Genomic DNA, 11,445 nt, shown 5'->3' with positions numbered 1-11,445 from the left:
CTTTCAAAGGAGTGAAAGTATGAAATTGCAGTGGTCCATTTTTGTCACCCTTTTTTTTCTGCCCTTTTCAACATTCGCCGCATCATCTTCTGATCAAATATTACCTCTTACCCAATCAACCATAGGCTACGCTGCGCTGATCATTTTCGGCATAGCCTATACACTTGTCATGCTGGAAGAATACCTGCAACTTAGAAAATCAAAACCTGTTCTACTTGCAGCCGGTATTATTTGGGCGATGATCGGTTATGTGTATTCTCAACACGATCAAATCGAAGTTGCTAAAGCAGCGCTTGAACACAACTTGCTCGAGTATGCCGAACTGCTACTGTTCTTGCTCGTCGCCATGACCTACATCAGTGCGATGGAAGAACGCAGGCTGTTTGATGCCTTACAAGCTTGGATGGTGGGTAAAGGATTTAACTTTAAAACCCTATTCTGGCTAACCGGTATATTGGCATTTTTCATTTCACCGATTGCCGATAACCTAACCACCGCGCTACTCATGTGCGCTGTGGTGATGAAAGTGGCAGGTGATAACACTAAGTTCATTAACCTTGCGTGTATCAACATTGTCATTGCAGCAAATGCCGGCGGTGCATTTAGCCCGTTCGGTGATATTACGACCTTAATGGTTTGGCAAGCAGGCCACGTCTCGTTTGCTGAGTTTATGCCGCTGTTTGTTCCGTCAGTCGTTAACTATGTTTTGCCCGCGATTATCATGTCGATGTTTGTGCCGGACGCGAGCCCAAATGTTGTCCACCAGCATGTCGAACTCAAACGTGGTGCAAGACGAATCGTTGCCCTGTTTATCCTCACTATCGCAACCGCGGTGGCATTCCATGCTGCGCTGCACTTTCCGCCCGTAATTGGCATGATGATGGGCTTAGCATACTTACAATTCTTTGGCTTCTTCCTGCGCAGAACGCTCAAAGCCTCTCTACATAAGAAATCTTTGATTGCGATAGAAAACCGGGATGATAATGCGTTAAAGCGCTTAGGATCTGTGGTGCCGTTTGATGTATTTCGACGTGTCTCCCATGCCGAGTGGGACACTCTACTCTTCTTCTACGGCGTCGTTATGTGTGTCGGCGGCTTGAGCTTACTTGGTTATCTAGGAATGATCTCAGAAGTAATGTACACCCAATGGGACCCTATTTGGGCCAATGTCATGGTCGGGATTCTTTCAGCCATCGTCGACAACATTCCAGTTATGTTTGCTGTACTCACCATGGAACCTGCGATGGATATGGGCAACTGGCTACTGGTAACTTTAACCGCTGGCGTGGGTGGTAGTTTACTTTCTATTGGTTCTGCGGCAGGTGTGGCTTTGATGGGAGCGGCACACGGTAAGTACACCTTCTTTGGTCACCTAAAATGGATGCCCGTGATTGCAATTGGTTACGCTGCAAGTATTGCTGTTCATATGATGCTCAATGGAAGCTTATTCACTTAACGGCGCCGTAGAGGGCACAAAATCTTTCTTTAACCAGATACTTGCAATGTCATACTTCGCACAGACATTGCAAGTCAGAAGCTCACTCTGACCATGGATACGCATCACAATATCTTCACGTTTTTCCTTCGAACTGTTGCGCATTTGAATCGTTAAATGGTCATCATCAACCTCAAAGGGCTTAGTAAAATCAAGCCCTTTAGAGTTAATATATGTCACTTTCGCATCTTTAAATTCAAGCAAATCACCATTAAATTGATTCTCAAACACCCCTGTAAAAGAGTAGGTTTCTTTATTAAGCATGCGCTCTGCTTTTTCTTCCGAGCAACCAAACAGAGTTAATGACATTACGCTAGAAAGTAATATCGCTATAACTGATTGCTGCTTAACCATGGCGTTACTCCATTCGTTCTAGTTTCAAAAGCTTAGATTTTCTTTCTACGCCACCTGCGTACCCAGTGAGCTTGCCATTTTTGCCGATGACTCTATGGCAGGGCACAATCACCGAAACAGGATTCTTTCCGTTTGCTAGCCCGACAGCCCTTACTGCTTTGGGGTTACCGATAGCATTGGCCAAATCTTGATAGCTCCAAGTTTCTCCATAAGGAATTGTAGTCAGCGCTTGCCAAACTCGCTGTTGAAACTCTGTCCCAACGGCTGCAATTGGCAAATCAAACTCAGTTCTATCGCCTGAAAAATACTCTTCTAACTGCTTGATTGCTTTAACAAGTATAGGATCATTTTCCGACAATTGACCTAACTCTTCAGGTTGTGTTGTCTGGATCTCAAACCAAACGCCACGCAAGCCGTTCTCGTTGGCTTGTAGCGTTATTGTGCCCAATGGTGAAATATAGGTGGTGTAGCGGTTGTTCATGCATGACTCCAGCAATGGAATGTTGCGTAACTCCCCCATGGAGAAGCCGTCGCAGCAGATAACTTAGGGAAAAGATTAAGGGCTTTTCTCACCACTAAATCCCCCTCCAGAAAACAGTTTGGTTCAGACGCCCCTCGCAAACGTGCGTAGCTGACCGTCCAAGGTCCTACTCCCTTCAGCTTTAGCCAATGCTCTAATGGAGCATCAAACTCATCAATCATATAGTGTGCAAAGCGTGACAGCGAATCTTTACGGCTTTGCGGCATACGTAGGAAGCTTAGGTCAGCCGCAGCAACTTCCAAAGGCGTAGGAAAATGCGTCACACAGCCAGCTTGCAGTGTGTTCACTAATAAGTTCAACTGACCAATCGCCGCTTTAATCGAAACTTGCTGACCAAGAATGGCTCGAACGCCCGCCTCCCATGTACTCCATACTCCAGGAATACGAATACCAGAGCATTTAACTAATTGAGGTTCTATATCGGATAGGTGCTGCTCGATCTGTAATATGTCACTGTCGAGATCAAACATACGCCTCAATTGATTAACCAAGTTTCTTAACAGCGACATATCATCGAGTTTAAACTCGACGCGCATAATACCGGTCTTAGGGTTGGAGATTGAGAACCAGCCTGTTTGCCCCTCTAACTCAACGTGCCTTTGATAGCTAGTATCAGTCACTGTTTCTAACCCTGAAATCGCTCTCAATCGGTAGAAGTTCAACATATGTTGCCAATCCAGTGGGCCACGGAAAGCCAGGTCGACATGATTTGACTCTGTTTGGATCGAGCTTCGCTTTCTCAATTGAGATGGTGGTAACTTCATGACTTGTTTAAACGCATCATTAAAGCGCCGCACACTATTAAAACCACTCGCTAGAGCAACATCAGTGATCGACAAATGACTAGTATGAAGCAATTGCTTAGCAAACATGAGTTGATAGTAGAGTGCATACTGCTTCGGTGACATACCAAGGTATTGATTGAAAAGCTTGCGCAGATAACGATCACTAATTCCTAATCGCTCCGACAGTTCAACCAATGAGGCATGATTGAGTGCACCATGCTCTATCAGTTTCACCGCTCGCTGAAAGGTGACTTCCACCCCTTTCCACGCCCAAGAGCTTGGTGCGCTGTCTGGCCTGCAACGCAAACAGGGACGATAACCGGCCTGCAGTGCTTGCGCCTTATCAAAGTAATACTCAACGTTTTCTTCCTTAGGCAAGTTCGCTGGGCAAATAGGTCGGCAGAAGATACCCGTCGTTTTAACGGCCACGTAAAATCGCCCATCAAAGCGGCTATCACGGGCGATTCTAGCGTTGTGACAATCTTTTTGTGTCAGGGTGACAAGGCCACTGTCCATGTGCTTTTCCGATATTGTTCAAACTGTTATCCAAAGTCTAAATCTTCACACAATAAATACTAGCCATTTTCGGAACTGTATCGAATTTGCCAACTGTTTTTCTTCTTCTAAAGTTATTAATGCAGACTAGAAAATAATAAGGAAGTTGGCTATGAACCTGCACTCTTGCACTATTGTGCTCAATGACGAGCTCACCATGACGTGTGACAATGTCGAACAAACTCTCGGCATCATCGATCAACACGGCCCTACCAATATCCACCGCATCCTCATTGATGCTCATGATGGTCAATCCATTCAGAGCTATCACGAACTTAGTATCGAAGAATCGATTGAAAGTTTAATGAGTATGTAGACCCATATTGACTAGGTGGTTTAGCGGTTGGTTCGCCACCTAGTCCAAAAAAAGTTATGCGGGAAAGCGACTGTAGATGTACTCAGCTTTCCTCTACTTCGACTCGTTCAAAAATTTTGAATATTACGCTCAAATATAAGTGGTTCCTCGAAAGTCAGCGCCTCTCTATACTCTTTTCATAAAGAGACAACAAGGTTTGAACAATTCGAACCTCTATAGATAAGAGACACTATTATGACCAAGACACTTGTACTGAAATCCAGCATTTTGGGCCCTCACTCTCAATCAAACCAACTGATTGATCACGCACTTGAAGGAAAAACTGGCATTGTTGAGCGTGATTTGGCTGCAAACCCAGTCCCAGTGCTGGATATGAGTGTGGCTACTGCATTGCGCGGCGGCGACGATCTTTCGGACGAGCAACAAGCGGCACTTACTCTTTCAGATCAGTTGATTGAAGAGTTAAAAGCAGCAGACCAACTGGTTATCGCAGCGCCGATGTACAACTTTATGGTCCCGACTCAGCTAAAAAACTGGTTCGATATTATCGCCCGTGCAGGAGTGACTTTCACTTATGCCGAAAATGGCCCTGTGGGTTTAATCGAAAATAAGAAAGCAATTGTTGTCACCACGCGTGGTGGTTTGCATAAAGACTCTCCGCGTAACTCAATTGAAAGCTACGTCACCACTATGCTTGGTTTTATTGGTATTACAGACGTTGAGTTTGTCTATGCTGAGGCGCTCAACATGGGTGAAGAGACCGCTCAAGTAGCACGTGAAGATGCACTAAAGCAACTTGTCAGCTTGGTTTAAGAGACTTTTGATCTAACGCCTCGCTAAAAGCGAGGCGTTTTTACATCTCGAGTAGGCTGAATGCTATTCGTCGTCAAAAGGCAAATCTGCCATTTGTTGGAGGCTGTATGCTGTTACTGGATCGATAGTTTGGACTAGCTCTTCCACTTGCTTAATCGCTTCAATAGAAGTGCTCGCTTTACGATAGCTCAAATAAATTGGGCGATACCAATCTTCTACCTCTTCAACCTTATGTAGCTGACCAGAAGCAAGGAAAGGTTCAACTAACGACGCAGGTAAGTAGGCACTGCCACCCTTTTCAAGAATAAAGTCCAATGCAATACGAGCAGTCGATGTGCGTAAGTACGGAGCCGGGATCTTCGGGTGGCGCTCAGCGTGCTCTGAGGCGAATTTCGTTCCCCAATCCACGTAGACATATTTGTCTTCGAATACCGACTCAAGCGAGTCTTGTTGTGTGGATACTAAAATTAGGACTACATCAGCGACTTTTTTGCAGTTGAGTTCGTCCGCTTTGATTTGGTCAAAAGCAAACGCCATATCTAGGGTACGCTCTTGCAAACAACGAGAAAGCACTTCGCGCCCCATGATTTCAGCCATAAATCCATAGCCCTCGAACTCGTCGGTAACCAAGCTCAAACAGTTTTGAAGATACGCATCCCAAACGCTAGGTGTACCACCTAAAGTTAATTGTAGCGCCTTGCCACTTTCCAACGACAACTCTAGTTTCGCTTGCTGTAAGGTGCTGACCATAACCTCAGCGTAACCAATCAGTCTTTCACCCGCCGAGGTAAGTTTGATGTTGTTACGATCACGAATAAACAGCTGGGTATCAAAATAGCTTTCTAGCTGCTTGATTCGCGCGCTCACTGCAGCTTGGGTGATGTACAGGTTTTCTGCCGCTTTACCAAAATGCCTTACTTGCGCCAGTTCTAAAAACGTTCTAAAGACTTTTACGTCCATGGGATTTCCTCTACCGACAATCTTGAAAGTTAGGGTCTGTTGACCTTTTGAGCTGATTTTTGCAGCAGTTTGTGGGTTCTTTCTGCAAGGCAGAGGCTTTGAATTGTAGTTGCTCTACCTGATAAGCCGATAACACAGCAGAAAGGAGCCACAAACGCTGCCCGAAGGGTTCGGTTAAAAGCGTTCTACTCTTTGTTGAGAGGTGTTTTGCTTAGAATGACTAGGCGACAAACCTCTCGCCGCGATTAAAACGCTTTTATCTCGAACAAAATTTAACCGTGAAAGGTCAACAGACCCTAGCAAGAACGGTAATTTTTTATAATCTTCAAGTCACTAAAGTGTTATCTAAATTTAATAAAACTATTCGATAGTTAAGATAAAAATGTTTTGTTTTTCTTTTATGAATTTTACGCCTACTTTTCGCTCTAGTTCACCCATGTAGGTTTTTATAGAGGCTACCAAAATGTCAGACACTCAATTTCGTCATGGCAAAAAACGTTTTTACGACAACACTAAGTTTCCGCGCGGTTTCGCTAAGTCTGGGGATTTTACGCTCGCAGAAGAAGAAATCCTAACGCTTTATGGCGATACCATGCTTGGTCTTGAGTCTGGAGATCTGCAACCAGAAAACCCCGAAGAGAAACACTTCGTTAAAGTATTGGTACATCCAGGCAAAGCAAAGTCTAAGCTAGAGCGAGTGTGGTTAAAGTATGTGCAGTTGGCTCGTGGTCGTAAGCGCTTCCACACACTGAACGGACGTACTAAGCCTGATGCGAGTAGCGTTGAAGATTATTCAGATGACGTGAGTATAGTCGAAGAAGATTAACTCCAAATATAAAATGCCCCCAGTAATGGTTTAACCAATTAATGGGGGCATTTCAATATCTAGGGCTTTATAACAAAAGCAGAGAGGTTATTTAGCGTTTACCGCCTTAATAAAGACCTCTTGCGCCCCTTCAACATTTAGCGCTTTGGCTTCATCAAGTAGGCTTAGTGCTTTGTCTAAATTGTTTGACTTCACCGCGCTTTGAATCGCGTTGTGGTAGTATGCTTGTGTTTCAGGCTGTACGACCTCAACCACCGCAGCTTGTGATGGTTTTAGCGGCATATCATCTGTTGTCGGACGTCCAATCGAGAATAAGCTCACTCGGTCAATCGATACTTCTATTCTACCTGTATCAGAGTTTGGGACTTTGATGTCTTTCACTTCAGGTAAGTAGTTACCTCTACCTTCAGCATCAAGGCGAGCGGGGTGAATAACATTGGTATAACCGTTTAACTCAGACTTATCCGTGTACACGATAAGATAAACTGAATCCAATCCTACTGGCGGGAAAAAGTCTTTGTCAGCAACTAAACGGTTGCCTAAATTCAATCTAGGCTTAGTGTAAACAAACTCATCTCGTTCATAACTTTCTAGCACTTTACCTGTTTTATCGACAACCATCGCGCGTGGTACAAACGCCGTATCTGAGATAAAGCTAGTAATCTCAATGGAAAACTCACCACGATTAGCAGGAAGCTCGAACACCGCAACATGACTATCAATTTCCTTGAAATCTAAGTATTGGGAACTCGCATTGATATCGATTACAGCTGAACTAGGAAGCTTCATTGCAGCAGACTGTAAGTCTGCCAACGAGCTTACTTTGTCAGCTTGCGCAGATTGAACATATTCTGGAGTCGGGGCCGTCTGGCAGCCTGCAAGAGCGACACAGCCGCTTAAGATGAGGGCACGTAAATACATAGTGTATCCTTTTGTTATTTTTCTAAGAGCTTACTACTCGTACTTATACAATAGCGAACCCATACTTAAAAGCGCTTAGAAAAATAGCCGACTTAAGTCGGCTATATTGGGACTAAACTATACGGACAGTAGTTAGCCTATTACCACCAAGCTTCAACTTGAACACCTACAACGTATTCAGAATCTTCACCAGTACCAAATGCATCATCATTTTCTTTATCGGTAATGTAAGAACCGTAAACGCGTAGTTCAGGGCGAGCCCAGAAACTGTCACCCATAGCCCAGCCTTGAGCGATAGTTAGCTTAGTGTTACCAAAATCTTCTACAGCAAGACCATCTGAGTTGATCTTCTCACCTGCATTATAACCCGCTTCAAAGATTGTACGCATTGTTTCGTTCCACTTGTACATTGGACGAACTACTAATGAATACTGATCAGTATCGAATTTTTTACCAGTAACGTTGCCTTTACTGTCTTTACCACCGATATCAGAACCATTCATATACGCTAGCTGATGACCCATTTCCCAGTTTTCACCTAGGTTCATCACACCCCAGTTGATTAAACGGAAACCAGTAGCATCGTTGTGTGCGCCAGAACGGTCATAGTAGCCACCTGAACCGAAACCAGACATTTGGTCACCGTAGCTGTTTGTACCCAGCTGGAAAACAGTTTGGTTAAAGCCGTTGCTCATGCCTTGGTGAAGAATAGCAGAAACTAATACACCGTCATCCGCTTCTTCTGTCTTATCTTTTTTCTCATTGGCAAAGTTGTAAGCCAAAGCAAGTTCTAAAGATGCGTCTTCCCAAAGACCAATATTCGCTAAACGAACGTCAGCAGTAAAGTTTGCAGCATCATCATTTTCAGTATCTTGAAGTAATGCAACAGATAGTTTCTGATTACCTACAGAAATATTCTCAATACCACCACCCGTACCAGAAGTGTTTAGGAAGTAGAAGTCCGTGATGTGAATATCTTTACGTTGGTAGTACGTTTTACCCGCCCACATAGTCGCTTCTTTGTCTGAAGCAATCAGACCTTTTGCTTTTACAGCAAATTGAGCAATGTTTACGTCGCCATCTTCCCAACCTTGTTTGCCATCACGACCAGCTGCGATCATTGACTCAATACGCCAAGTTTGCTCACCCGTCTTTAAATCCTCTGCGAATCCAAACTCAGAGTAGTTGTCGTTTTCGTTACCTAGACGACCGATACCGTTTTTATTTACTGATACATCACTACCTGAGTTACCGCTGATACCAGTACCAGCACGCATATAACCATTAAAGTCCACTGCGAAAGCAGAACCAGCTGCTAGAGTAGTTGCGACTGCGGCAGCCAATACACTTACTTTTTTCATTTTTAACTCCATTTAGGGTTTATTATTCTTGTTCCGCTCTGATTAAGTTTTTCCGTAAAGGCAGAAACAGAAGTCATTAAAAAGAGAGGTAAGATGGGCAAGCCCCCCGAGACTTAACCCCATTTGCTTCAACTGCAGCAAGGTTACCTAGGGAGGAGAAAAATCGACTCATCCAGATGAGAAATAGTTAGGGGGGATGAGAAAGGATGAGAAATCATACCGCACAATATTTTTATGTATTGAGTCACAAAAATTGGGCTGAGAAATAATGTTGTTAGAAAATTAGCTAGATCAAAACGTAACCTAGCTCACTATTTAACGCTTAATCATCATAATTCTGAAATAAAATTACATTTATAATTTTGTCGTAAGGCGCTTGACCAATCTCCTTCAAAACTATTTACTTAAGATTCAACAATAAATAAATACAGTAAAGTAGTGATCATGACGTGCTCCCGTCCATACCCTTTAGGCGCAACACCAGGTAATAAAGGGTGTAACTTTTCTATATATTCTCCTTATGCAGACGATATCCAGTTGGCGTTATTTAATGACAACGGTGAGTTTAAAACCTACCCATTAACCAACGAATACGCTGGAATTAAGTTTACCTATATTGAAAATATCTCAGTTGGGCAAAAATACGGATACATAGTTAAGCAAGGTGATAAACCGCATTTGATTTCAGATCCATACGCCAAAGCGATAGAAAAGCCGCTCCACTATTGCACACCTTTTAATTCTGAAAAGAGTTTTCAACTGGCTAAGTGCGTTGTGGTTGAAGATACATTTGACTGGCAAGGCATCGCTAAACCTAACCGTCCTCGTGAAGAGATGGTGCTATTTGAAACCCATGTGAAAGGCGTAAGTAAGCTGAATTCTGCAGTCCCTGTTGAACAACGTGGTGGCTATCTTGGTTTGGTGAGTGAAGCCATGCTCAGTTTCTACAAGCAGCAGAATATCAATACGCTCCAACTACTGCCTGTCGCCGCATGTATGCACGAGCCTCATCTGTTGAAGATGGATAAGGTAAACTACTGGGGCTACAACCCATATCTATTTATGGTTCCTGATCCGCGTTATGCAACCGAAGACGCTGTAACAGAGTTAAAGACGGCAATACGAGAATTGCATCGCAATGGAATCGAAGTCATTCTTGATGTGGTATACAACCATACGGCTGAAGGGGGAGCTGAAGGTCCTGTCTTTAACCTGAAGGCTCTCGACGAGCGTTATTATTTCAAGCATGGCGATCAATACGCCAACTTTACCGGTTGCGGCAACACGGTTGACCTCTCCTATCAACCTGCTATGAACCTCGTCATGGACACGCTGAGGTACTGGGCAAATGAGTTCCAAGTCGATGGATTCCGCTTTGACTTAGCCGCCACGCTTGGTCGTCATGGCGAGCACTTCAGCCCAGATTCAGCATTTTTCAAAGCGGTAGCCCAAGATCCAATCCTTCGTGAAGTCAAACTGATCGCAGAGCCATGGGACATCGGCCCAAATGGCTACCAAGTTGGAAACTTCCCGTTTGGGTGGAATGAATGTAATGATCGACTGCGTGATATTACCCGCAGCTTCTGGCGTGGTGACCAAGGTTTCTTAAAAGAGTTTGCCACACGCATTATGGGCTCACGTGACCTCTATAGTGCAGCCAATTGGCCTTACAAGCTCACCGTTAACTACATTACCTATCACGATGGTTTTTGTATGCAGGATCTTGTGTCATACAAGCATAAGCATAATGAAGCCAACGGCGAGCAGAACCGAGATGGGCACGGTGACAACCGTTCAGACAACTACGGCATAGAAGGCGAAACAGAAAATCCAGCCATCATTGAGCTACGAGAAAAGCAAAAACGTAACTTTATGGCGAGTTTATTGTTTGCGTTCGGTATTCCTCATATTCTTACCGCAGATGTGCTCTCTCACACCCAAAAAGGCAACAACAATGCGTATTGCCAAGACAATGAAACAAGCTGGCTAAACTGGCAGCCTTCGGAAAGCAAAACAAAATTTAAGTCTTGGCTAGCAGATATGGTCGCGGCAAGACAAAAATATATGGTGCCATTTATTCGCGCATTCAGTGGTGAAAAGCGCAATGACAACCGTATATACTGGCGACGACTTGATGGAAGCTTTATGGAGCACGACGATTGGAATCGCCTTAGCTCCGTTGCTTTGCATTTAGGAATAGGTGAAAGCGGAGATGAACTGTTCTATTGCATTAACCAAACCAACGCTCCTGCTCGCTTTACCATGCCTGAAAATGACAAAGCTGAGTGGACTATGATCTGTAATACAGACTCCCACGAATTACATCAAACCATTGATCACAAACAAGTCTTAGTCGCGCCCCGATCAATTGCGATCTTTTTTGCCCACAGCTAACTTCACAATAATGAGCAGTATAGTGACATGCTGCTCATTTTTAACTCATCATTTAGATATAACCTAGACTTATATTCATTGATGTGCCTGTGAAATCCATTTAATATACGCCGCAAAATAATTG

11 protein-coding genes are annotated in these 11,445 nt (G+C 43.9%); 5 read left to right on the top strand and 6 right to left on the bottom strand.

Annotated features, from left to right (window positions below; translation table 11 throughout):
• The first annotated feature begins 19 nt into the window (after nucleotides 1-19).
• Entirely contained in the window at nucleotides 20-1,456 is a 1,437-nt protein-coding gene (gene nhaD / locus AC6R00_RS08670; RefSeq protein WP_500640077.1) for a sodium:proton antiporter NhaD, read from the top strand.
• Here nhaD and AC6R00_RS08665 read toward each other — a convergent pair.
• The 3 genes from AC6R00_RS08665 to AC6R00_RS08655 are packed head-to-tail and all read right to left on the bottom strand — an operon-like array spanning nucleotide 1,445 to nucleotide 3,691.
• Nucleotides 1,445-1,849, bottom strand: a complete 405-nt coding sequence (locus tag AC6R00_RS08665; protein WP_500640076.1) for a hypothetical protein — start codon at nucleotides 1,847-1,849, stop codon at nucleotides 1,445-1,447. The genes nhaD and AC6R00_RS08665 overlap by 12 nt on opposite strands.
• Before the next feature lie 4 nt (nucleotides 1,850-1,853).
• The gene (locus AC6R00_RS08660) at nucleotides 1,854-2,330 is read right to left on the bottom strand and encodes a methylated-DNA--[protein]-cysteine S-methyltransferase (RefSeq protein WP_500640075.1); all 477 of its coding nucleotides are present in this window, start codon (nucleotides 2,328-2,330) and stop codon (nucleotides 1,854-1,856) included.
• The gene (locus AC6R00_RS08655; RefSeq protein WP_500640074.1) at nucleotides 2,327-3,691 is read right to left on the bottom strand and encodes a DNA-3-methyladenine glycosylase 2 family protein; all 1,365 of its coding nucleotides are present in this window, start codon (nucleotides 3,689-3,691) and stop codon (nucleotides 2,327-2,329) included. Before AC6R00_RS08655 ends, AC6R00_RS08660 begins: the two co-directional genes overlap by 4 nt.
• Nucleotides 3,692-3,842: 151 nt before the next feature.
• Between AC6R00_RS08655 and AC6R00_RS08650 the strand changes: the two genes are divergently transcribed.
• Both AC6R00_RS08650 and AC6R00_RS08645 read left to right on the top strand, forming a co-directional pair.
• Nucleotides 3,843-4,046: a hypothetical protein gene (locus AC6R00_RS08650; protein ID WP_004745713.1), complete on the top strand. Its 204-nt coding sequence runs from the start codon at nucleotides 3,843-3,845 to the stop codon at nucleotides 4,044-4,046.
• Nucleotides 4,047-4,280: 234 nt separating this feature from the next.
• Nucleotides 4,281-4,859, top strand: coding sequence for an FMN-dependent NADH-azoreductase (locus AC6R00_RS08645; RefSeq protein WP_500640073.1), 579 nt, complete (start codon nucleotides 4,281-4,283; stop codon nucleotides 4,857-4,859).
• 63 nt (nucleotides 4,860-4,922) lie between these two features.
• Here AC6R00_RS08645 and AC6R00_RS08640 read toward each other — a convergent pair whose 3' ends face one another.
• Complete coding sequence (locus AC6R00_RS08640) at nucleotides 4,923-5,819, bottom strand: LysR family transcriptional regulator (protein ID WP_500640072.1); 897 nt, start codon at nucleotides 5,817-5,819, stop codon at nucleotides 4,923-4,925.
• 463 nt (nucleotides 5,820-6,282) lie between these two features.
• On the opposite strand from AC6R00_RS08640, the gene AC6R00_RS08635 reads away from it, so the two are divergent.
• The gene (locus tag AC6R00_RS08635; RefSeq protein WP_500640071.1) at nucleotides 6,283-6,645 is read left to right on the top strand and encodes a MaoP family protein; all 363 of its coding nucleotides are present in this window, start codon (nucleotides 6,283-6,285) and stop codon (nucleotides 6,643-6,645) included.
• 87 nt (nucleotides 6,646-6,732) lie between these two features.
• Here AC6R00_RS08635 and AC6R00_RS08630 read toward each other — a convergent pair whose 3' ends face one another.
• Together AC6R00_RS08630 and lamB are read right to left on the bottom strand one after the other, a co-directional pair.
• Nucleotides 6,733-7,566, bottom strand: coding sequence for a MalM family protein (locus tag AC6R00_RS08630; RefSeq protein WP_500640070.1), 834 nt, complete (start codon nucleotides 7,564-7,566; stop codon nucleotides 6,733-6,735).
• A gap of 140 nt (nucleotides 7,567-7,706) precedes the next feature.
• Entirely contained in the window at nucleotides 7,707-8,927 is a 1,221-nt protein-coding gene (lamB, locus tag AC6R00_RS08625; protein WP_500640069.1) for a maltoporin LamB, read from the bottom strand.
• 444 nt (nucleotides 8,928-9,371) lie between these two features.
• On the opposite strand from lamB, the gene glgX reads away from it, so the two are divergent.
• A complete protein-coding gene (gene glgX, locus AC6R00_RS08620; RefSeq protein WP_500640068.1) occupies nucleotides 9,372-11,321 on the top strand; it encodes a glycogen debranching protein GlgX in 1,950 nt (649 codons plus the stop codon).
• The last annotated feature ends 124 nt before the right edge of the window (nucleotides 11,322-11,445 follow it).

The sequence above is a fragment of the Vibrio sp. R10-SF1-ISO8 genome (genome assembly GCF_059833805.1).
Note: the sequence above shows the minus strand (reverse complement) of the source record. Positions and strands in the feature narration are given on the sequence as shown.